This is a genomic window from Vreelandella vilamensis (assembly GCF_031451755.1).
Lineage (GTDB): Bacteria > Pseudomonadota > Gammaproteobacteria > Pseudomonadales > Halomonadaceae > Vreelandella > Vreelandella vilamensis.
In genome coordinates this window covers 52,865-74,752 of the sequence record NZ_JARWAN010000002.1, presented here as the reverse complement: position 1 = coordinate 74,752, position 21,888 = coordinate 52,865, and the positions used below count along the sequence as shown (strand labels likewise).

General features: G+C 51.2%; 17 protein-coding genes. 11 read left to right on the top strand and 6 right to left on the bottom strand.

The window, feature by feature from the left end; translation table 11 throughout:
• The first annotated feature begins 12 nt into the window (after nucleotides 1-12).
• The 5 genes from QC823_RS01535 to QC823_RS01515 all read left to right on the top strand — a co-directional run bounded on the left by QC823_RS01535 (nucleotide 13) and on the right by QC823_RS01515 (nucleotide 9,317).
• Nucleotides 13-2,829, top strand: coding sequence for a DNA methyltransferase (locus QC823_RS01535; RefSeq protein ID WP_309654605.1), 2,817 nt, complete (start codon nucleotides 13-15; stop codon nucleotides 2,827-2,829).
• A 14-nt stretch (nucleotides 2,830-2,843) separates the two neighbouring features.
• Entirely contained in the window at nucleotides 2,844-3,692 is an 849-nt protein-coding gene (locus QC823_RS01530) for a hypothetical protein (RefSeq protein ID WP_309654604.1), read from the top strand.
• A 122-nt stretch (nucleotides 3,693-3,814) separates the two neighbouring features.
• The gene (locus tag QC823_RS01525; protein WP_309654603.1) at nucleotides 3,815-6,577 is read left to right on the top strand and encodes a DEAD/DEAH box helicase; all 2,763 of its coding nucleotides are present in this window, start codon (nucleotides 3,815-3,817) and stop codon (nucleotides 6,575-6,577) included.
• Nucleotides 6,574-8,562, top strand: coding sequence for a BREX-3 system phosphatase PglZ (gene pglZ / locus QC823_RS01520; RefSeq protein ID WP_309654602.1), 1,989 nt, complete (start codon nucleotides 6,574-6,576; stop codon nucleotides 8,560-8,562). Before QC823_RS01525 ends, pglZ begins: the two co-directional genes overlap by 4 nt.
• The gene (locus QC823_RS01515; RefSeq protein ID WP_309654601.1) at nucleotides 8,562-9,317 is read left to right on the top strand and encodes a hypothetical protein; all 756 of its coding nucleotides are present in this window, start codon (nucleotides 8,562-8,564) and stop codon (nucleotides 9,315-9,317) included. The genes pglZ and QC823_RS01515 overlap by 1 nt, the downstream gene beginning before the upstream one ends.
• On the opposite strand, the gene nadS (QC823_RS16220) is transcribed toward QC823_RS01515, so the two are convergent.
• From nadS (QC823_RS16220) to QC823_RS01495, 4 genes are all read right to left on the bottom strand, one after another.
• On the bottom strand, nucleotides 9,241-9,483 hold the full coding sequence (nadS, locus tag QC823_RS16220; RefSeq protein ID WP_309654736.1) for a NadS family protein: 243 nt from the start codon (nucleotides 9,481-9,483) through the stop codon (nucleotides 9,241-9,243). The two genes, QC823_RS01515 and nadS (QC823_RS16220), sit on opposite strands and share 77 nt — an antisense overlap.
• A gap of 464 nt (nucleotides 9,484-9,947) precedes the next feature.
• Nucleotides 9,948-10,421 (bottom strand): hypothetical protein, encoded by a 474-nt coding sequence (locus QC823_RS01505; protein WP_309654600.1) that lies wholly within the window; start codon nucleotides 10,419-10,421, stop codon nucleotides 9,948-9,950.
• Nucleotides 10,422-10,543: 122 nt separating this feature from the next.
• The gene (locus tag QC823_RS01500) at nucleotides 10,544-12,721 is read right to left on the bottom strand and encodes an AAA family ATPase (protein WP_309654599.1); all 2,178 of its coding nucleotides are present in this window, start codon (nucleotides 12,719-12,721) and stop codon (nucleotides 10,544-10,546) included.
• A gap of 46 nt (nucleotides 12,722-12,767) precedes the next feature.
• On the bottom strand, nucleotides 12,768-13,268 hold the full coding sequence (locus QC823_RS01495) for a hypothetical protein (protein WP_309654598.1): 501 nt from the start codon (nucleotides 13,266-13,268) through the stop codon (nucleotides 12,768-12,770).
• Nucleotides 13,269-13,507: 239 nt separating this feature from the next.
• Between QC823_RS01495 and QC823_RS01490 the strand changes: the two genes are divergently transcribed.
• Nucleotides 13,508-14,017, top strand: a complete 510-nt coding sequence (locus QC823_RS01490) for an opioid growth factor receptor-related protein (RefSeq protein ID WP_309654597.1) — start codon at nucleotides 13,508-13,510, stop codon at nucleotides 14,015-14,017.
• Between the two features lie 129 nt (nucleotides 14,018-14,146).
• Here the strand turns inward: QC823_RS01490 and QC823_RS01485 are convergent, their stop codons facing one another.
• Complete coding sequence (locus QC823_RS01485) at nucleotides 14,147-14,698, bottom strand: hypothetical protein (protein ID WP_309654596.1); 552 nt, start codon at nucleotides 14,696-14,698, stop codon at nucleotides 14,147-14,149.
• Nucleotides 14,699-14,780: 82 nt separating this feature from the next.
• Nucleotides 14,781-14,909, bottom strand: coding sequence for a NadS family protein (gene nadS, locus QC823_RS01480; RefSeq protein ID WP_309654595.1), 129 nt, complete (start codon nucleotides 14,907-14,909; stop codon nucleotides 14,781-14,783).
• Nucleotides 14,910-15,495: 586 nt separating this feature from the next.
• Between nadS (QC823_RS01480) and QC823_RS01475 the strand changes: the two genes are divergently transcribed.
• From QC823_RS01475 to QC823_RS01455, 5 genes are all read left to right on the top strand, one after another.
• Nucleotides 15,496-16,188 (top strand): hydrogenase subunit MbhD domain-containing protein, encoded by a 693-nt coding sequence (locus QC823_RS01475; RefSeq protein ID WP_309654594.1) that lies wholly within the window; start codon nucleotides 15,496-15,498, stop codon nucleotides 16,186-16,188.
• Nucleotides 16,185-17,672 carry a complex I subunit 5 family protein gene (locus QC823_RS01470; protein ID WP_309654593.1) on the top strand — a complete coding sequence of 496 codons (1,488 nt, stop codon included), beginning with the start codon at nucleotides 16,185-16,187 and terminating at the stop codon, nucleotides 17,670-17,672. The genes QC823_RS01475 and QC823_RS01470 overlap by 4 nt, the downstream gene beginning before the upstream one ends.
• Nucleotides 17,669-19,174 carry a complex I subunit 5 family protein gene (locus QC823_RS01465; protein ID WP_340323797.1) on the top strand — a complete coding sequence of 502 codons (1,506 nt, stop codon included), beginning with the start codon at nucleotides 17,669-17,671 and terminating at the stop codon, nucleotides 19,172-19,174. Before QC823_RS01470 ends, QC823_RS01465 begins: the two co-directional genes overlap by 4 nt.
• Nucleotides 19,171-20,943: a proton-conducting transporter transmembrane domain-containing protein gene (locus QC823_RS01460; RefSeq protein WP_309654591.1), complete on the top strand. Its 1,773-nt coding sequence runs from the start codon at nucleotides 19,171-19,173 to the stop codon at nucleotides 20,941-20,943. Before QC823_RS01465 ends, QC823_RS01460 begins: the two co-directional genes overlap by 4 nt.
• A gap of 69 nt (nucleotides 20,944-21,012) precedes the next feature.
• A complete protein-coding gene (locus tag QC823_RS01455) occupies nucleotides 21,013-21,870 on the top strand; it encodes a YihY/virulence factor BrkB family protein (RefSeq protein ID WP_309654590.1) in 858 nt (285 codons plus the stop codon).
• Nucleotides 21,871-21,888: the final 18 nt, after the last annotated feature.

The window sequence follows — 21,888 nt, the reverse complement described above, 5'->3', positions numbered from 1 at the left end:
CACGTATTTGCAATGACACAGAACACATTAGAACTTGGCGATACCGGCCAGCAAAAAAAAACAGGGCCTGTCACTTGTCTCGGCATAACGTTCGAGAATGAAGAGGTGCGGCGAGCCTACTTTACTGAGGAACTTCGTAAGAAACTGCAGGATCCAGAGTTTCGAAAAATCGAAGGCTTTCCTATCGGCAACGACGAAAACATCCTGAATCTAAGTGATCCTCCGTATTATACTGCCTGTCCAAATCCATGGATGGCAGATTTTATTGCAGAGTGGGAGGCTCAGAAGTTGGAGTGTCAAAACTACCATTACCATAGGGAACCACTTGCAGCTGATGTGAGCGAAGGAAGAAGTGGTTTATTTTACGACGCACATTCTTACCATACTAAAGTGCCGCATAAAGCTATTATGCGTTATATCCTCCACTACACGGAGCCGGGAGATATAGTATTTGACGGATTTTGCGGTACGGGTATGACTGGTGTGGCCGCACAGATGTGTGGCGACCGCGATATGGTGATTTCTCTTGGCTATCAAGTGAAGCCCGATGGCACAATCCTTCAGGAAGAGGTAGACGAAAATGGTAAGAAGGTTTGGATACCATTTTCAAAGCTTGGAGTGCGTAGAGCTATTTTAAATGACCTTTCCATAGCAGCGGGCTTCATTGCTTATAATTTTAATGCCCCTGTTGATGTGAGTGCGCTTGAAATAGCAGCAAAAAATATAATTTCAAACGCAGAAAAAGAGTATGGATGGCTTTATGAAACTCGCCATAAACCGACCGGAAAAAAAGGAAAAATAAACTATACGATATGGTCTGATGTTTTTACATGCCCAAATTGTTTATCTGAGATTATTTTTTGGGAGTCTGCGGTTGACCACTCGTTAGGAAAGATGCGGGAATTTATAAAATGCTCAAGTTGTGGAGTGAGTAATTCAAGGAGTAACTTGGAGAGGTTTTGGGTTTCAGAATTTTCCCGCGATGAGAACACCATAATAAGAAAGGCCAAGCAAGTTCCGGTGCTTATTAATTATACTGTTGAGGGTAAGCGACACGAAAAGAAACCTGATTTAGAAGATTTTGATTTAATCAATAGAATAAATGACATGGATGTCCATGAAATAAGTGGTGAAAAAGAAATACCGGATGGTTTCAATACACGCCAACCTAAGCTTTCTCACGGTGTCAGACGTATTAGAGATTTTTATACTAAACGAAATTTTTATGTATTATCAGTCTTAAGAAAAAATCTACCTAACGATAGAATAGGTAAGGCTTTAGACTTTATTGTTAACTCATACGACCTCACTCACAGTACATTAATGACGCGAGTGATTTTTAAGGGAGGTGGAAAAAAACCAGTTTTAACAGGTTATCAATCAGGTACCTTATATATATCCTCTTTGCCCGTAGAGAAAAATATATTTCAAGGTATATTAAGGCAAAAACTCCCGATCATTATAAAGTCTTTAAGAAGCGTCGATAAGTATCAAGTTGTATCAACTGGTAGCGCAGCACAGACTAATCTTAAAGATGAGTCTCTTGATTATATTTTTATTGATCCCCCTTTTGGGGCGAACATTATGTACTCGGAGCTTAACTTTATTTCCGAAGCGTGGGCTAAAATATTTACAAACGAAAAATCTGAAGCTATTGAAAATAGTGTGAGAAAGAAAAGCCTTTTAGATTATCGCCTATTGATGACGCTTTGCTTTAAAGAAGCATATCGCACATTAAAAAAAGGCCGCTGGATTACAGTAGAGTTTTCTAATACGAAAGCTTCGGTCTGGAACAGTATTCAAGCTGCGCTAACAGAGGCAGGATTTATTGTTGCTAATGTGTCAGCTTTAGACAAGAAGCAAGGCAGTTTCAAAGCTGTTACTACTCCTACAGCTGTTAAACAAGATCTCGTTATCTCTGCTTATAAGCCCAACGGCGGTTTTGAAGAGCGTTTTCAGAATGAGGCAAAAACTGAAGAGGGTGTGTGGGATTTTGTTGCCACCCATTTGAAGTATCTGCCGATCACCAAGCGTCAAGGGCTATCGATGTTTTTTGTTCCCGAGCGCGATCCGCGCATACTATTCGATCAAATGGTGGCTTATTTCGTCCAAAAGGGTTATCCAGTGCCAATCTCCAGCCAAGAGTTTCAGAGTGGTCTAGCTCAGCGATTCAGTGAGCGGAACGGTATGTATTTCTTGCCAGACCAAGTGGTTGAATACGACCGTAAAAAGATAACCTCTGGTGAAATAAAACAAATGACTATGTTTGTTTCTGACGAGGCTTCCGCTATTCAATGGCTCCAGCAGTTGGTTAAAGAAAAGCCGCAAACCTTTTCTGATATAAACCCGCAGTTTATGCAACAGCTTGGAGGCTGGAGTAAAAATGAAGCGCAGCTCGACTTGCGCGAATTGCTAAATCAAAACTTCCTTAACTACGATGGCAAAGGTCCTGTACCAGAACAGATTCATGCTTATCTTTCCTCTAACTGGAAAGAGCTGCGAAATCTGCCTAAGGATGATCCGGCGCTGGTCGACAAGGCGAGCGACCGCTGGTACGTGCCCGATCCAAATAAGGCTGGCGACCTTGAAAAGCTGCGCGAGAAATCGTTGCTCAAGGAGTTCGATGAGTACAAATATCGAAAAGGAACATTCAAGCGAGGTGAAAAATTTCGTCTAGAGGCTATTCGCGCTGGGTTTAAAAAAGCTTGGCAAGAGCGCGATTACGCCCTGATTGTCTCAGTGGCTGATAAGATTCCTAGTAACATAATAGAAGAAGACCCCAAACTGCTCATGTGGTACGACCAGGCCGTTACTCGCTTGGCTGATTAATAGGTCCTGACTGAATGAAAAAATTACTTTATGAATCCAAGAAAAGTGTTTTCAGTAATTGGTTGAGTAATTACTGCTTGGAAAAAAAATTAAAATGCATTTGGGCGCAAATTTGTTATGACTGGAATACCGGTGAGCTATTGCATGTAGTCTTTGAAAAGAACTCTGATAACGAACATTACATTCAATGGCCTGTAGATATGCCAGAACTTTCGATAACTAATATTGACTTTACCACCGATTTACCAACATTAGAAAGTGGAGAACTATGGGATTATCGGGTGTGGCACAAGAAAGCATTAGGCTGTGTCCTAAAAAATGAGCCAACAGAACAGCCTATTTCTTTTTGGGACTGGAGAGAGAAAACTGAACCGCAGGGAAATGCTACTTGCGATTTGGATTTTTTTTGTAAAACTGTTGAGGGTGAATATATAGGAATTGAAGCTACTGAAATCTACTACGTAGAGACTTCTCATCAAAAGAATAAAGACTCACTTGAACACCTTCAGAGGCTTTTAACGAAAAGAAAGGGCAATAGCAATAGACCTGGTTTCAATCTGAGGCAGCTTCAGGCGCAGAAAAAATTTGTCCAGATTTTTGAAGGCAGAATGTTCATGTTATTTCATCAAATTTTGAAGGCGCAGGAACCATATTGTATTCGCGAAGATAAGTGTCTGTTACTTGAAATAAATGATGAAAATCATAACGCAATAAAGTCGATAGTTGATCCGAGCAGCGTTGAGTTAAATAAGTCAGCAGTTAGCTGCCATATTGAATATGCACCTGAAAATCCGATTCACAGAATAAAGGAAAGTCTTCTACGCGTATCTTTGCAAAAAATATTCGATAGATTTATGGTTTAAAAGGCTCTATGTGGCAATACAATACAAAGTACCAAAGTGCTTGCAAGGTCATCGAAGAACAGACCTTGTGGGGGCGAGTTATATGCCGTGTCTGGTTGCCAAACCAGGACGCTGTGGTTCGCGTGCCTCGCTCCACTTTGCAGCCGCTGAGCGCCGAACTGCAGCCGGAAATCGAAACCGGACGAATTGCTTATGTGGCCGCTGCCGCCAAGGTGGCCGAGGTGCTCGAAGGCTCCACTAGCGACATCGACGGCCATGTGCTGTTGGCTCCTATGGAGTCCAACGTTATCCCGCTGCCGCACCAAATTCACGCCTTGTCTCGAGCCATCTCCGGAGACCGCGTGCGCTACCTGCTGGCCGACGAGGTGGGGCTCGGCAAGACCATCGAGGCTGGGCTAGTCATGCGCGAGCTCAAGCTGCGCGGACTTGTACGCAGAATCCTGATTGTCTCTCCTAAAGGCATCGCTACCCAGTGGGTGGCGGAAATGCAGACCCATTTCAACGAGCAGTTCAAGCTTGTGTTAGGCGATGACATTGGCACTTTGCAGCGTCTGGCTTCAGTGGCAGACCACCGAAGATCAGCCTGGTCGATGTTCGATCAGGTCATCGTCTCACTGGATTCAGTCAAGCCCATGGACAAGCGACGAGGCTGGACTGCTGAGCGCGTCGCGGAATACAACCGCAGCCGTTTCGAAGATCTGATTACCGCCGGTTGGGATCTGGTGATCGTGGACGAGGCCCACCGTCTTGGCGGAAGCACCGACCAGGTCGCGCGCTACAAACTCGGCAAGGGGTTGGCAGAAGCAGCGCCCTACGTGCTGCTGCTTTCGGCTACGCCCCATCAGGGTAAGACAGATGCCTTTCATCGCCTGATGAACCTGCTGGATGATGACGCCTTCCCTGATATAGATAGCGTCTCTCGCGACCGAGTGGCTCCGTATGTTATCCGCACTGAAAAGCGCAAGGCCATCGATGCCGATGGCAAGCCGCTCTTTAAGCCCCGGCGGACACAGATGGTGCCGGTGGTATGGGAAAGCCGTCACCACTTGCAGCAGCTTCTTTACGAGGCAGTAACCGACTATGTGCGCGAGGGCTACAACCAAGCCCTGCGGGAGAAGAAGCACCACATCGGCTTTCTGATGATTTTGATGCAACGCCTGATGGTCTCAAGCACCCAGGCAATCCGCACCACACTGGAACGGCGACTCGCCGTACTCAAGCAAGGTGAACAGCAAGCCAGCCTGCGCTTGACGGAGCTTGAAAACGTCGAGGAGGGGTCGCAGAACTTCGACGATCTGTATGACATGGACGGCCAAGAGCTGCTTGATGAGTTGTTGAAATCCCATGTATCAGCTTTGCAAAGCGAAGGCAGTCATGTGGAGGCACTGCTGGATGCAGCGGTGCGCTGCGAAAAAACGGGGCCGGACGCCAAGGCTGAGTCGCTGATCGAGTGGATCTACAAGCTGCAAGCTGAGGAAAATGAACCGGATCTGAAGGTATTGATCTTCACCGAGTTTGTACCTACCCAGCAGATGTTGAAGGAATTTCTGGGAGCTCGAGGCATCTCGGTGGCGACCCTCAACGGCTCCATGGACATGGGGGAACGCATGCAGGCCCAAGACGCCTTCCGCAAATCACACCGCGTGCTGGTTTCCACCGACGCGGGCGGTGAGGGCCTGAACTTGCAGTTCGCCCACGTTATTATCAACTATGATATCCCCTGGAACCCGATGCGGCTGGAGCAGCGTATCGGCCGCGTTGACCGTATCGGCCAACCCAAAACTGTCCAAGCGATCAATTTCGTATTTGAGGGCTCAATCGAGTATCGGGTTCGCGAAGTTCTGGAGCAAAAGCTTTCGGTGATCTTCGAAGAGTTTGGCATCGACAAGACCGGCGACGTACTCGATTCCGCCCAGGCCGGTGAGTTGTTCGAGGATGTGTTCGCTTCGGCCATCCTTAATCCTGACGGTATCGAAACCTCCGTTGATCACACGGTAGCCAGGATTCGTGATGAGATTAAACAGGTGAGCGAGTCCTCCACCATCTATGGCATCTCCGAAGAGCCGGATGCGCAAGAGGCTGAGCGTCTGCGCTCTCATCCGCTACCCTACTGGTTGGAGCGGATGACAGTGGGCTATCTCAATTCCCATGGTGGGGTGGCCAGTCGTAAACGCTCCTGGTGGGACCTGAAGTGGCCGGACGGTCAGGAACACCGTAAAGCCGTGTTCAACGCACGGGAAGTAGAGCGCCTGACTGATGCCACCTTGCTTAATCTTGAAAACAGTCGCATCCGTGGGCTGGCCCTGAACCTGCCGCAGCTCGCGGCTGGCCAGCCATTGCCCAGCGTGACAGTAGGCGGACTACCGGCAACCATCTCGGGTTTTTGGGGGCTTTTTGAGATCCGCGTTCAGGCCGGTATGCACCAGAAAACACAGTTTCTGCGCATCCCTATGGTGAGGCGGGGCTATGTCAGTGTTTTTTTGAGCGAGGAAGGCAAACTGTTTTTACCTACTGCCCGTCATATCTGGGATGCGTTGCAGACAGCAGAAGCTGAGGTGCAAGCAACTCTAGGCCAGGATGAATCCGTGACCGCCCATGAGCGTTTGCAGGAAGCAGCTGAACAGGCCGGACAGGCGCAGTTTGACGCCCTGCAGCAGGCGCATATAGCTTCGGTGTCCCGAGAAGAGGAACGCGGCATGGTTGCCTTTACTTCACGGAGGAAGGCTATAGAGCGGGTGGGGCTACTCGAAGTGCGCCAGTATCGTCTGGCCCACTGTGATGTCGATGAATCCGAATGGCAGAAAGAGCTTCAGTCAGCTCGGCAAATCGTGCCGGAAATCCGACCGCTGCTAATGCTGCGGATTATCAATGGAGGGATTCAATGAGTAGTTGGCGAGATGCCATCCTGCACGACTTTATACCTAATGTTAGCAAGCTGACTCTGGTTGCGGACCCGGATTGCCTACTGATCGAGGAAAAGCTTGCATTGGAACTTCGCGGGCGCGGGTTCGACCTGATTGAGTTCAGTGACCCAGTCGAATTTAGATACGCCTATGAGTCTAAGTACCGCACGATCTGGGATCGGGATGAGCATACAGACCTAGTGGTGGTTCTTCACTTGCAGGATACGGATCTGGAATCGCTGCCTTACGATCTGCTACATACAGGCCGTAAGCTATCATTCAACTTAGGGGGTCTATTTCCTAATTTTAGCTATACGGTCGTTGAAAAGCTCGACAGGAGCTTGTTGGATTTGCTTTTTGATGCTCAGCGCAAGTCGCCGCCGAACCGTATGGGAGACAACGCCACTAAGGATTTTATTCTTCGCCATGTATTCGGAATCGCGTCAGAATTAATTGTCAACGAGGTGGACCTGCTTCGCACTCTACTCCGTCTGCACTACGGGAAGATTCAGCTCTCGCCGATACTTGCCGAGCGGCTTATTCAGGTTCTCGAAGGTTATGGTGGATTCAGCGGTTGGCCGCTCTCTAAAATCGTTCTAGATGATGAAGCATTTTTCACTTTTTTGCAGGAACGCTGGCCGCTATTTCTTTCCAAACTCGGTAATGCCTATAAAGTGCGGGAAGGCTCATCTGTATACAAGCTCACGTATTCCGGTCCTGAGCATTTGCCGTTTGATCACCAGGACATCAAGGTCTACATCGACAACCTATTTATTGAAAGAAAGCTTATTCCTGTAGAAATCAAAGGCATTGAAGTGGATGGCAAGTCTTGGATTCGGAGTGGTATCGCCACCACGAACGTGGACGATAAGGAGTTGCGGTTCACTCGTTTGTTTGACCTTGTTGAGAAGGAGCTGCCCACTACCGAAGCGCGTTATTCAGACTGGACGGTATTTGCACAAAAATGGGCTGAGCTGTCTTCGTTGGTTCATTGCAGCGGGAGCAAAGAGCATCGGGTTAGGCTCATAAAAATCGGCGACGCATTGAATACTACTTTTTCTAGTTGGCTTGCTGAACACTATTCTAGCTTAATTAACTTACCGCCAACTAATATGGCTATGCTGCATCATGTACCGCGTCGTCTAGCTCGAGATATCGAGGGCTCAGCTGGTCGTGTGGCGTTGATTGTGGTTGATGGCTTGGCTTTAGATCAATGGGTGACTATTCGCCAGCTCTTGCAAAAACAAGACGCTAATCTGGTTATGCGCGAGTTTGCAACTTTCGCTTGGATTCCAACGCTGACCTCGGTATCGCGGCAGTCAATTTTTTCCGGCAAGCCGCCTCTCTATTTCCCTTCATCCATTCACTCAACGAACAGTGAAGATAAGCATTGGAAGCAGTTCTGGGAAGGTCAGGGGCTGTCACGGCTGGATGTCGCTTACCAGCGAAGCCTTGGTGATGGCAATGCTGCAGACGTTCTAGACTCTCTAATCCATCCAGGGAAAACTAAGGTAGTGGGGCTGGTCGTGGACAAGGTTGATAAGATTATGCACGGGATGCAACTAGGCTCAGCAGGGATGCACAACCAAATCAAACAGTGGTGTCAGGATGGTTTCCTAGCTGAGCTGATAGGCCAGCTATTGGAATATGACTATGAGGTTTGGCTGACAGCCGATCACGGTAACATTCAGTGTGAGGGAAAAGGCAGTCCATCTGAAGGTGCGATTGCTGAAACTCGCGGTGAACGAGTGCGTGTCTATCCTACTCCGGAACTCCGCGCTCATGTGGCTGAGGCCTTCTCGTTTGCTCAGGAATGGCAGCCGATTGGATTACCAGAAGCTTACTTCCCCTTAGTGTCTGGTGGTCACGACGCATTCGTGAAACCGGGAGACGTCATCGTCGGCCATGGTGGAGCAGCCATTGAAGAAGTTATCGTGCCCTTAATTAAATTAGAAAAGAGAAAGTAATGATGGTTACAAGGCACGAGAAACTCGGAATAAAACAAACATTACAAAAGCCATGGATGGATAAGACAGTACAAATGATGCTGGCAGGGTTGTCAGTAAAGGAAATCAGGGCAGAGCTAGATGAGTATTTGAGTACTCAGAAACAAAGCGGTGGTTTTGGTGAAAGAGGTAAGAAAACATACGGAATGGCCATATCACTTCTGGCAGCTTGGTACTCTCCAGACGTTGACTTAGTGAATTTCAGGAATGATGCGCTGAAATTAGCGAGAAGCATGCCGATAACTGATTGGCTTCCGTTGCACTGGGCGGTTATTTCCGCTTCTTACCCGTTCTGGTTTAATGTTGCAAAACAAACGGGGCGATTGCTAAACCTTCAAGATCAAATCACGCAGCCCCAAATATTTAATCGCTTGAAAGAGCAATACGGTGATCGTGAGACTGTGGCTAGGAATTCTCGTTATGCAGTGCGCTCTTTCGTTGCATGGGGAGTTTTGAAAGATTCCGATACCAAAGGCTGCTATGAGAAAGCCGCTTCTGTCGGCATTACTGATCCAAATTTGGCTACTTTGATGTTCGAATCCGCCCTCATGGCTACCCTGGAAGGCAAGGGTGCGTTGGGAACACTTCTGAGCAATCCAGCATTTTTTCCATTTCAACTCCCTGTGATAACCGGTGACTTTATATCTTTATGCAGTAGTCGGATTGAAGTGGTGCGCTATGGGCTGGATGATGAGCTCCTGAAGCTAAGTGCCTAGAAATATAAGACTTACAATGTGTTACGGCGAGAATGCAAGTTAGCGAAGCAAGCTTATTAAAAAAAGCTGGGTTGTTCTGAATCGTCGTCAGTACCTTAGCGGCTAGCCCCGGAGGGTTACGGCGCTTGGTTTCCCAGCTTTTAATGGTTTCCACACTGGTTCCCATAGCCTCGGCAAACACAGCCTGAGATACGTGTAGTTTTGCGCGAATAGCGAGGTTCAACAAACTGGAATTGGTCGTGAATAACTTGAAATTCCAGGACGGGGAGCCCTTAACCGATCAGTCAGATAGGATTGTCGCCTAAACGGTCATACACAAACTTTGACAATAACTCAGATAAAGCCCACCAAAAGGTTTTCCGCATGTCCGAGAATATTGATATCAAGCTAGTTCCTCGCGATGGGGTAAGTATCTGTAAAGAATAAAACCAGGGTAGATGGACAGTAATTTACTGTTTTTAATAAATATTAATACGCGAGTACTTTCGCATAAGCACTTAATCAGAGGACTTGCTTTGAGCGTTTTCGGGAAACGCCCTTTGCTAAGCCGTCGGCCCCACGCTTCGGTGCAGGATGTTGTGAGGCCGGGGGTGGTTAATTTTTGGCAATCAGATTAACGCTAAACTTCATTTAATCTTCATCAAATGATAGCGAGTCAACAAACTGAGAGATCCGTTGTGCCTCCCGAGGAGTAATATCTTCGGGCAGTTCTAGCACAACAGTTAGGTCAGGCCTAAGAACATAAGTATGCTCTATCATTTCGCTTTCATATTCTTCGAAATCATCATCAATTTCTTCTACAGACTCGACAGATTCGTCGCCTTCAACAGTATCTCGTAACAACATACTCTTCACAGACCAATCAAAACGAGACTTATATCCGTGGCGTCCCTCAACATAACGCCCGCAGTCAGCTTCCTGAAGCTGACGAAATGCTGCTATTACTGCAGACCTCTTAAAATCATACCCTTCGCGATTGAGGTGGTGTAGCATTCTATGAAGCCTAGTACTCTTCTGATTCTTTGGGCGTTCAGCCATATGGTCGCAAATGGCACGAACTATCTCATCTCGATCATAAGCTAACTTCAATTGTTCCACGTCCATTATTTTTCCTCTCTATGAATAATAGTAACACTAACGCTTAACCCTATATCAAACCTTTACTAAAAATACACTATGAATTAACTTATTATCGATTACACCCCCTATTCAACGACTGTCCTGCATCAAAGATTAGCGGCAAAGCCCATTGGGCGCCCACCCATGTTTTTTAGAGCCAACTCCTCTTTTAGAGCGTTGAAAAGAACCTTGGCATCGGACTTTTCCGAGACCAACAGTGACTGTTGGCGTGCAACCACAGCAAAATCACCCGGTGTTAGTCCGGAAAGCGCCGTGATTCTGTCCCGGCACCCATTGAGCCCGTCCGTCCACCCCAGCTGGTGGACACTTTCCTCGAACAGGTCAGCACTCTGGCCGGGTGTTAAGTAATCAAATCGTACCTTAAACATGAAGCGACGTAGACTTGCCTGATCCAACCTATCCAACAGGTTAGTGGTGCAAATGAAAATGCCGTCAAAGGCTTCCATCTGTGTAAGGAACTCATTGACCTGGGTTACCTCCCATGAGTGAGTGCCGCCTTTCCTGTCACCTAGAAAGCTATCAGCCTCATCCAGAATAAGCGCCGCATCCTGCTCCCGCGCCTCACTGAACATTGATGCAATATTCATCTCAGTTTCGCCCACATAGGGGGAAATTAGATCTGAGGCTCGTCGCACCAAGGGCGTCACACCAACAGCGTCGGCAATATAGTGAGCTAGCTGAGTCTTACCGGTTCCGGGAGGACCATAAAAGCAAAAGGTACCACTCAATGTTTTTCGTAGGCCCTCAATAAGCGGCGTTACGTCAAGCGTTGTATTAAGGTAGCGCAGGTCGAAACCTGTTGCCGACTTAGGCCGTCTCGGTAAATTGCGCTGTCCCAGAAGACGGCTGCTCTGATCGAGTACACGCTCAACGGTCTTTCGCGCCGTGGCACTGTTTTGCCCCGAAATAGCGGCTACTTTAGCCGCACGCTCAAACTGTGCAGGCGTAATTTGTTCATTGTTCGCTAACGCATCAATCCAGGCATCTGTGGGCTGAAACTGCGCAAGATGATATTTTATTATCTCACAACGTACAGCCTTGGGAGGCACTGGGAACCCGACGGCATAATCGAAGCGGCGCCGAAAAGCAGGATCGATTTGTTGCACTTGATTGGCGATCCATACTGCGGGTGTTCGGTTCTTTTCCAACGTTCGATTGACCGAGGCTTTACCGGTGTCAGCTTTTCCGGTTCCGCTATCACCGAATAGCGACTCAAACAGCGCATTTTCTCCACCTCCAAAAACGTCCTCAACTTCATCGAAAAGAAGCAGGGCATTGTTTTTGTGGGCGAGTAGGTTCTGGCAAAAATGATACGCGCGAAGGCGCGACTGGCCCTTAAGAGGAGAGCCATCATTGTGATTAAAGGCCACTTCGTAGAGCTCAGCGTCGATCGCAATTGCGAGCGCTGCCGCGAATTCAGTTTTGCCAACGCCAGGCGGACCGTACAAAAATATATTGGTGCCCGTGACACTCTTGGATATAGCAGCGCTTAGATAGTCCTGGAGCAAATGAGCATCGTGTTGAAGGTGAGGGTAGTTAGCGAGGGTCAATGTGCCCGGCTCTACTCGGCGTATGAAGTGGTTGACGATTTCCTCCACATCGTTATGTGCCGTCAGTAAAACCTCATCCAGTCCTTCAATCAGGTCGATTTTGTCATCGATGCCCTGGACTCCGGGTTCAACCTCGACTAAACCCGATTCAACCAGTAGCCCATCTTTAGCGATCGAGCGTTCAAGCTGTTTAGCAGGCAAACCTGTGATGTGGCCGAGAACTCGACAGAATTCAGCTGCAGTTACCGGACTGGGACCTCCGCAGAGTAAAGCCGTACTAAAGTCAGAAAAGGCACTCATTGCAGTTGCAAAAACGAGAATGGCCTTATCAGCATCCGATAGATGCAGAAGGTCCCCAAGCAAGGTAATGTTGTTAAAGAGTGGGAGGTCTTCCGGTAACTCATGATCTGACATCCGAGCGAGACGCCTTTTTAATAAACGACGAGTCTTCTGTCGTGCCCCCCTGATGGTGCTGGATTTCTCGACAAATTCATCGCCGACACCCTCATCAATGCCGGTGACATGGAGAAATTCCGAGCAATCTAAAAGCTCGATTTGCTGCTGTCCAACGTCTTCCCAGCGAAACATCAAGGCAATTTCGATCAGCCAATATCCCAGAATTGGCTGATAAGGCGTCATGGTCGGATCCAGTATGAGGGACTTCAACGACTCGCTGGCGACCATTGAGGGGGAAAGAAACGGCAGCTTGATCATCAGTTATTCCTTCATTTGTGAGTCGGTATCATTGTGATCTATCTGCTCAATTTTGAGGCTCGGGGTACTCAAGCTGCGCCTCGGCCAGCCATTCCCGATAATCCGTATCCCACTCTCTCAGGGTGTATTGCAGAACGTGGCCGGCCTCACGGGACAGAATGCAGTGACGAGATTTTTGTCGCTTGCGCGTCGAAAGGATCGGATCGATACCCAGGCGCTGTGCAATTTTGACGTTGCCACCAATCCTGGATGCAATGCTTCTGTCCAGCAGGTTCCAGTTCGTCTCTAGGTAGTCGTAAGGAAGACTGTAGTTGCCGTCTTCATTTAAGAGATCTTCGACATACAAAATGTGGCACAGGTAAAACGTTTTCCAGCTGGCCTCGTAGAGCAACTCGAAGATCGGATCATCAATTGGCGACTCCCGTGAAATCGCTCCCGCCTCGTCCAGCGCCGTGATCAATGCCGAAGCTCGTGACTCGCCCACGAATTGCTCAAAAAAATTCAGAACCTCTTCATCAGATCCCTTAATTGAAAAATGAATTTCCATGCCGCCTCTCCCGTTTCGTGATTTTTTAATTTTAGTGCAAACAACCTCTATTGTCAATATCGTTATGCCGTAACGACTATAACGACTATAACGACTTGGTTTCAGGGCCTGCTCACCTATAATGACTGCAGTTTGCTCGGCAATATTGGTATCAGTGATTCGCTCTCTTGCACCCTTGACCACTCATCTGGAGAGGCAATCCAACTGAAACTCTTGTCTGTTAACGCGAGGAGCTAAACGTGGGGTACGCAGAAAAAATTATTGGGTTTTATAAGGGCGAGGCGCCAGACCACTGCGGCCGACAGATAGACGAGATCTGGCAGATGTCACACTTCTGGCTGGAGCATACCCACGACTACATCCAGTGGCTGTTCCCCATACCTGAAGCCGGGCGCTTTAATGGTTTTGCGCCATTGTTAGGTGCCGAGGAGCAGGCCGCCTTTGTGAGTGACGAGATGCTTCGGGGGAATCAGCAGCACTCGCTGGACGTGATGCTGGCGTTCTTCGGCATGGTGCGCAAGGAATTGAATATATTGCCTTTACCCGAGCTCAACATGCGCGAGCATATCTGGCTAAAGCGGGGTGGGCATAACCACCAGCGCATCTCGCGGATTATTCGTAGCCTCCATTTATGCCACCAGACTGAGCTGGCGGCAGCTTTCCAGCAGGCGGTGGAAGATATCGGCACTACCCAGGGTGTGGTGTCGGAGCAGTCGGTGGCGTATTGGAGGGCGGCTAAAAATCCGTAAAAAAAGCTTGGTAGAGATGAGATGCCGTGCCGCTACGCTATGAAACCCGAGGCGATTCACTATGCGGGTTGGATGAAATTAAAATAATCACGAGTGCAAAGTCCTTGCTTGTCACAATCAAGCATTTAACTAACTGGCGGTTTCGATACGCTTCATGACTTGTCGCTGTAATGCTGGGTCTCCGCGAGACAACACCTCTGCTTCCTTATACCAAAAAGGCAAATGAGTAAAAGCATGAGGGCTGTGCGTGACTTGGCCTAGCAGCAAGGCAAGCCGCACTCGCTGTGCCTCAACAGAGGTCTTAGCCAGTTGTTGCAGTGAACTCTCCCAAAGGTCAGCATACCCCGTCTCCTGATCGAAGTGCGTGGAAGCATTGGCCACCAGAACGGCGATTTCGTCGCCAAACGTTTTCAATATTGAATCATGTTTTATGGGGCCAATATCGTTGAGCAGCACGAGCTCAGCAGCTGTTATCAGTGTGTCGGCGTTCTCGTATGCGGTTAGCGCCTTGCTGGCGTGGGCAAGGATTGCAGCATGACCCTTGCGGCTTGAACTCACGCTGACCATGATAAAGGGTAGCTCATCTAGTCTTTTCTGCTGCACAGCGCAATGCTCATCGCAAAAGCGTTGGAGGCGGCCCTTCAGACTGGTGGCTGATTTGCCAGAGTCGGCTCTTTGCATTACATGGTCTCTTTGCGAATTGCTGAATCGATGTGTGTTTGCCACATGAAAGTTAAGGTTTTACCTTGCTCATTAATATTAGCTACTGTTTGTCCCGAATGGCTTTTACATCGGGTACTGCGTGGCGAGTAATTCGGTTAGCCTCATTGTTGCCCTGCTTAATTTTAACGGCCTCCTGCAGCGATGCTTGGAGTTCGTCAAAAATGCTCATCCGGAAACCACCTTGTTACTCATTGTTGGTTGCTATGAATTGCACCTGACTTCAAATATGGTCGTCGTCTGATTGTCATCTGGCTGCTAACAAGGTGAAAGCTATGTAAATAGTGTACACCTTGGAAAATGCTAACTCCCTGTTAAGGTTTGGTTTCCACGTGGCAGGCGCGATCCCAAAGTTGATTTTGTTGCACTCATAATCCTTTGGTCGTAGAAAATGACCTGCGATATAGTGCCGTCACTTACGCAGCGGACGCTCGTCAACTGCAGTGGCTGACGTGATGTGGTCGCAGAATGGTCGCAGATTGCTTGTAAATAATTGGCTGTATGTAAACATAGTAAAACTCTAACCCACTGTTTTTACTGCAAAGCCTTGTGCAAGCGCGGCCTTGAAAGTGCGATTGTACGGATTCAAAATCCGCCGCTGTAAAAGGCGTGGGAGTTCGAGTCTCCCCACCGGCACCACTTTAAAATCAGACGCTTAGGCGTCTTTTTTTGTGCCTGAAATTTCTTAACGTCGACAAATTGTGCCAGTAAAGGCAAAGTCGCTTTACCGTCAGCCTTTTAAAGGTGCGCGAAAGCGAATGTCGACCATGTCTCTCAACACCCTCTCTCCTTATATAAGTGAAATCTTACTGGCCTTGATGCTGGTATGCGTGGCGTGGGCGACATTGTTTGACCGCCACTTATTGCGTGCTTGCTCAATGTTTGTCGTGTTTGCGCTGACGTTGACACTTGCCTGGTGGCGCTTGCAGACGCCTTGGCTGGCGTTCGCTGAGTTAATCTTTGGCGGCGTGTTGACTTCGCTGGCGTTCTTTTATGTCTTAGGTGTGGTGCCGCTGGCCTCGCCGTTGTTGCCCAAGCGCGACGGGTTAGTGGAAACCTGGTCGCATGCTGGGGTGCGAGCGGTTTTGGCGCTGAGTTGGTTGGCGCTTTTGCTGGTGGCGCTTTACGCCTTGACGCCTACGTTTGCCGATGCCTTCGAAGGTAATCCATTAATAGTGGCAGGGGCCGTGATGGTGGCCAGTGGGTTGGGCGCTTTTGCGCTGCATCGTCATTTGTTACGCCGCTTACTGGCGTTCAATGTGCTGGGCTCGGGTGTATTTCTATTTTTAGCGGGGCTTGCTGGCACGTTGGTGAAGGTGCAGGCGTTGATTGTCGTCGGGTTGTTGGTGGCTTGGCTGGGGACGCTTTTAGGGGCGCTGTTGATACGTCGTATCTATATGCTGCAGGGGCAACAGGCCCTAGCGGATGGTGACGCTAAGGAGGCTGAGTGATAGCGCGCTGGGGGCTTTGGGAAGTGCCGCTGCCAGCGCTTGCGAGCACGTCTTGGCTCATGATGATCAGCGTGTTGCTGCCTGTTGCACTGGGGGTGCTCGGGTCGTGCTTTCCTCCTCGGCGCGTTTGGCCAGTGCTGTTGGCGGGTACGTCGCTAATGGCGGTCGGTGTGGCGTTATTAGCGAGCGTCATGATGGCAGGGGCTCAGCTGGTGTCATTTTCGCTTGGCAGTATTCCCATTGCGCTGCGTCTGAACGGGGTGGCGGTACTGATGCTGCTCGTCACACAGTTGATTGCGGTGGCGACGGCGTTGTACACGCCAGGCATGCTTCGGCAGATGGCGCCTCTCGCGCTGGGGCGCTGGCTGTGGGGGCTGATGGGTGCGCTGGTTGCCACGCTGTCACTGATCTGGATGGCGGTAGATTTACTCACGCTTTACTTTGCGCTAGAGCTGATGGGACTTTGCGCTGTCGGCATGCTGCTGTTATCGGGCAAAAGCGATGCGCTGGTAGCCGGAACGCGTTACCTGCTGTTGGCGCTGGTGGGCTCGCTTGCTTACCTGCTGGGGGTGGCGTTGATACTGGGGCGGTGGGAAACGCTCTCGCTGATAGCGCTTGCGGAGCAGCATGTGTCAGGGCCGGTCGCGTGGATCGCGGCAGCACTGATGGGGGCGGGGCTGGCGTTGAAGGCGGCGCTTTTTCCACTGCATGCCTGGTTAGCGCCGGTGCACGTCAACGCCTGGACACCGGTGAGTGCGCTGCATGCGGCGTTGGTCATCAAGGCGTCGCTGTATATTTTACTGATGCTCTGGAGTTTGCTACTGCCGGCAAGTGAGGCGGTGCCTTTTATGATGGCGGTGCTCGGTACGCTGGCAATCGTTTGGGGAGGGCTGTCCGCTTGGCGCGCGGATTCGCTGAAGGTGTTAGTGGCTTCATCCACCGTGGCACAGCTAGGCTATCTTATGTTGGTGTTTCCGCTTCTGTTAGCGCCCGATATCAGCGCTCAGGCTCAACAGCTGGCCTGGGAGGGATACTGGCTGCTATTAATTGGCCATGCGCTAGCTAAAGCGGCGATGTTCATGGCGGCGGGTAATCTGATTTTTGCCACCGGTGAAAGCACCTTAAAAGGCCTGGCGGGGACGAGCCGTCGATTGCCCCTGTCGCTATTGGTGTTTGGCCTGGCCTCGGTGACGTTGATGGGGCTGCCGCCGAGTGCTGGGTTCATTGCTAAGTGGCAGCTACTCCATGCGATGATCTTGACGACTCAGTGGTGGATGGTGGTTGTGCTTCTGATGGGAACATTGCTAACCGCCGCCTATGTGTTTCGTCTGTTTCGCTATTCTTTTATTGATTCAGCCCCGCGCCATGAGTTTAAGCGGCTGTCGCCAGAGATGGACGTGATCGCACTCTTTCTGGCGCTGGCGGCCCTAATGCTTGGGCTTTTTGCTTATTGGCCGCTGACACTGCTGGAAGGTGGGCTGTGAATATGGCCTGGTTACCGCTGGTGACGTTGGCAGTTTCACTGGTGGCGGCGGCAATCATCTTTTGGCTGCCAGAACATGCTTGGCATCGGCGCACCTGGGTTAACCTGGCAGCCGCCGTGATTAAGTTGATGCTCGTGGGCTTTATTATATTGCGCATCGTCAACGGTCACGAGGATACGTTCTCGCTGCCGGTAGTGGAGAATGTTGCATTTGTCCTGCGCGCTGATGCCTTAGGCGTGATGTTCGCCGGGCTGTCGTCGCTTTTGTGGCTGTGTACCACGATCTATGCCATCGGCTATCTCGAAGACTCCCCAAACCGTAAGCGCTTCTTTGGGTTTTTCAGCCTCTGCGTGGCCAGCACGCTCGGCATTGCGCTAGCGGGTAATTTATTCACCTTTGTTATCTTCTACGAGATGCTCACGCTCTCGACCTATCCGCTAGTCGTACACCGCGGCAATGAAAAAGCCTTGGCGGCGGGGCGGGTGTATTTGCGCTATACGCTGACGGCAGGAGTGGTGCTGTTGTTGGGCGTCGTGTGGCTGCACAGCCTTGCCGGTAGCCTCGCCTTTTCCGAAGTGCCCAGCCTCATACACTATCTGCCGGATTATGGCATGCAGTTGAGCATGATTTTCGTGCTCTTGGTGGGCGGTTTGGGCGTCAAGGCGGCGATAGTGCCACTGCACGGCTGGCTACCGCGGGCCATGGTGGCGCCGGCGCCGGTGAGCGCACTACTGCACGCGGTGGCGGTCGTGAAGGCCGGGGCGTTTGGCATTTTGCGCGTGGTGTATGACGTTTATGGCATTGAACTCACGGTGGCACTTGGCATGAATACACTGCTGGCGGTCATCGCGTCCATTACGATCATTTATGGCTCCCTAAGAGCGATTGCCCAGCAAGAGCTAAAACCCTTACTGGCGTTCTCGACTATCAGTCAGGTCTCTTATGTGATTTTGGGGGTGAGCCTGTTTGGGCCCTCTGGCACCATTGGCGCGCTGGTGCATCTGCTTCATCAGGGGTTGATGAAAGTGACACTGTTTTTTTGTGCTGGCAATTATGCGGAAGAGTTGGGGATTCATCGTATTGACGACCTCAACGGCGCGGGCCGACGTATGCCGCTGACCAGTATTGCGTTTACCGTCGGTGCGCTGGGCATGATAGGTCTGCCGCCGATCGCCGGTTTTATCAGCAAATGGTATCTCGGCGTGGGAGCCATTCAGGCAAACATGCATACCGTGGTGCTCGTGTTGGTGCTGAGCAGCATGCTAAATGCGTTGTATTTCTTCCCTGTGCTCTACCGTCTTTGGTTTTGCCAGGGGCCGGCGCACGGTCAAGGTAAGTGGCCCGAAGAGCGTCGGTTGGGCCGCTTAGAAACCAGCGGCTGGCTACTGTGGCCGACCATGTTGACGGCGCTTATCAGTGTGTTGGCTGGGCTTTTCGCCGGGCTACCCTTTAGCCCGCTGGAATGGGCCATACGGGTGGCGGCGTTGGAGTATTTACCATGAGCCCAATCGATGTGGTGTTGCTGTTAGCGCTAGGATGGCCGCTCATGATGGCTTTGCTGAGCCTTGCGCGCGTTTACTCCCACGCTACCCAACCGCACGTTTATCTGACCTGGGGATGGGTGTCGGCGCCGTGGCCAGCGCTGTTGCTGGCCTTTCTCGGCGAAGCGCAATGGGTAATGGAAAGCTGGCTGTTAGGCGCGCTCTGGGAGCTGGATGCCATCAGTCGCGCTTGGCTGGCGTTTACGGCGTTGTTATGGAGCTTGGCGGCGCTGCATGCGCGCGGTTATTTCGCGGGTGAACAATTAAAGGCGCAAGCGGGTGACAGCGCAGCGCAGCGCCGCATGATTCGGCTGGCGATTCTGTGGCCGTTGACGTTGACCGGCAATGTTTTGCTGATTGTCGCGGAGGATATTGCCAGTTTCTACCTCGGGTTTGCGTTGATGACATTCGCCGCTTACGGGCTAGTCATTCATACCGGTACGCGTGAGGCGCTTCATGGCGGTCGCGCTTACCTGATTCTCGCCGTGCTGGGTGAGGGGTTGATCCTGGGGGGATTGCTGTGGGGTGCCGGTGACGCGCAAACATTGACGCTGCCGGGATTACGCGAGGGCATTGCCAGCGCGGAGCAAGGTGTGTGGATGGCGGCCCTTCTATGGCTCGGGTTTGGGGTAAAAGCGGGCGTGATGGGGTTGCACGTGTGGCTTCCGCTGGCGCATCCGGTGGCACCGGCGCCCGCCAGCGCGGTACTGAGTGGGGCGATGATCAAAGCGGGGCTTTTAGGTTGGCTCAATGTGTTCCCGCTTGGCCTGTCGGGGGCGGGTGATGACATCGCCACGCTGGGCCGCGTCATGCTGGTCATGGGGTTAGCGGCGGCGTTTGGCGCGGCACTCTACGGTATTTGGCAGCGTCACCCGAAAGCCGTGCTGGCGTATTCGAGTATCAGCCAAATGGGGATGCTCACATCGCTGGTGGCGATGGGGTTAGTCGCTCCCGATACCTGGCCGTTTTTGTGGCCGGCGGTTGTGCTTTTCGCGGCGCACCACGCGTTGGCCAAAGGCGCGCTGTTTATGGGAACCAGTGTTAGTGAGCACCCGCCGCGCATGCCGTTGCCACTTTTGTTTGGGCTGTTAGCGTTACCGGGGCTCTCCCTGGCGGGCGCTCTTGGTGCTGGCATGGTGAGCAAATGGAGCATGAAAAATGCGCTTTACGCCCAAGGGCACACGGGGCTTATTACGCTTTTAACCCTTGCCGCGGTGGGTACCTCGTTGCTTGTGAGTGTCACGCTTTGGCGCCAGTGGCAGCAGCGTGGTGAGCCAGGGAGTCACGCCTGCCAGCTGGGGGGGTGGTTGGCCGCGCTCATCGCGACACTGCTTGCGCCGCTATGGCTGCCGCTGCCCGCGGATAGCGTTACGCCCCCACCATTGGCTGAATGGTGGGGCCTAGTGTGGCCCTATTTGACTGGCATCGGGATAGTGGTAGTGGGATGGGGGCTGTTGCGTCGCGGCTCGGGGCCGAGCGTGAGCCTACCCGCGGGGGATGCCTGGTGGCTCTACGCGTGTTGGGTCGGGTGGATGCAACGCTATATTCAAGTGTTGGCGGGACGTCTTGCTGGCACGAAAAAACGCATCGTAGCGAGCAGCCTGCAAGTAGAGCGGCACGTGATGCGGACGATAGAGCGTCTGCTGGCTTACGAGGGTTGGCTGCGCCACCACACCAGCGGTTTGATGATGGCGCTGGCGCTGGTATTAGCTCTACTCATGCTAATTTAGTTAAGCTAGCGTGACTCGAGAGGCTTTAGGGCACTATGGTTGAGGTTCACACAAATACGCAGGTAACGGATGCGCCCAAAGCAAGCGACTCACCATGCTGATTCTCATTCGCTGTATGTGACGGCGAAGCACATCGCGCGCCAACTGGAACGTGACCGTGTGACCATGCTGGCGGCAGGGGTCGCGTTTTATGCCCTGCTGGCGTTGTTTCCTGCCATTGCCGCGGTTATTTCGATGTGGGGGTTACTGTTCGACCCTTTTGATGCGGGGCAACAATTGCGTGAGCTCAGCCAGGTGCTGCCCCCGCGTGCGGCGAGGCTGGTGAATCAGCAAACGCAAAATGTGGCGGAAAGCGCCTCCGAGCGCGGGGGCATTGCAGCCTTGGCAGGCGTGGTTGCAGCCGTTTTCGTGGCATCCAAAGCTGTGCGTGGGCTGATGGTGGGGCTCAACGTTGTGTATGGCGAAAAGGATCAACGTAGCCGCCTGGTACGCAGTGTCGTGGTGCTGGCGCTAACCTTTGGCTTGGTGGGAATGACGCTGGTGACCTTGGGGTTTATCGCCCTGGTGCCGTTTGTGGTCGATGTGTTGCAGATTGCCTCGCCGTTGGACCAGCTGATTGACTGGCTGCGCTGGCCGGCGCTGTTGGTGATCATGACCTTCGTTATTGCGCTGCTTTACCGATTTGGGCCTTACCGCGAGAGCGCACGCTGGGAGTGGCTGAATGCCGGTACGCTGGTGGCGACGCTGTTGTGGTTGCTTGGCTCTGCTGGGTTATCGCTTTACGTGCGCTATTTTGCCTATTTTAGCCAGCTTTATGGTTCGTTAGGCGCTGTCGTTATGTTGATGCTATGGTTTTGGCTATCGGCGTTTGTGGTGTTGCTAGGCGCTGAGATCAACGCGTATAAGGTCGCACAACGCCGAAAATAACGGCGTTCATGATGAGCC

Excerpts from the sequence above, each read along its gene's own strand:
- QC823_RS01535 (WP_309654605.1), top strand. The coding sequence starts at position 13 with ATGACACAGAACACATTAGAACTTGGCGATACCGGCCAGCAAAAAAAA.
- QC823_RS01530 (WP_309654604.1), top strand. The coding sequence starts at position 2,844 with ATGAAAAAATTACTTTATGAATCCAAGAAAAGTGTTTTCAGTAATTGG.
- pglZ (WP_309654602.1), top strand. The coding sequence starts at position 6,574 with ATGAGTAGTTGGCGAGATGCCATCCTGCACGACTTTATACCTAATGTT.
- QC823_RS01515 (WP_309654601.1), top strand. The coding sequence starts at position 8,562 with ATGATGGTTACAAGGCACGAGAAACTCGGAATAAAACAAACATTACAA.
- nadS (WP_309654736.1), bottom strand. The coding sequence starts at position 9,483 with ATGGGAACCAGTGTGGAAACCATTAAAAGCTGGGAAACCAAGCGCCGT.
- QC823_RS01505 (WP_309654600.1), bottom strand. The coding sequence starts at position 10,421 with ATGGACGTGGAACAATTGAAGTTAGCTTATGATCGAGATGAGATAGTT.
- QC823_RS01500 (WP_309654599.1), bottom strand. The coding sequence starts at position 12,721 with ATGATCAAGCTGCCGTTTCTTTCCCCCTCAATGGTCGCCAGCGAGTCG.
- QC823_RS01495 (WP_309654598.1), bottom strand. The coding sequence starts at position 13,268 with ATGGAAATTCATTTTTCAATTAAGGGATCTGATGAAGAGGTTCTGAAT.
- QC823_RS01485 (WP_309654596.1), bottom strand. The coding sequence starts at position 14,698 with ATGCAAAGAGCCGACTCTGGCAAATCAGCCACCAGTCTGAAGGGCCGC.
- nadS (WP_309654595.1), bottom strand. The coding sequence starts at position 14,909 with ATGAGCATTTTTGACGAACTCCAAGCATCGCTGCAGGAGGCCGTTAAA.
- QC823_RS01475 (WP_309654594.1), top strand. The coding sequence starts at position 15,496 with ATGTCGACCATGTCTCTCAACACCCTCTCTCCTTATATAAGTGAAATC.
- QC823_RS01460 (WP_309654591.1), top strand. The coding sequence starts at position 19,171 with ATGAGCCCAATCGATGTGGTGTTGCTGTTAGCGCTAGGATGGCCGCTC.
- QC823_RS01455 (WP_309654590.1), top strand. The coding sequence starts at position 21,013 with ATGCGCCCAAAGCAAGCGACTCACCATGCTGATTCTCATTCGCTGTAT.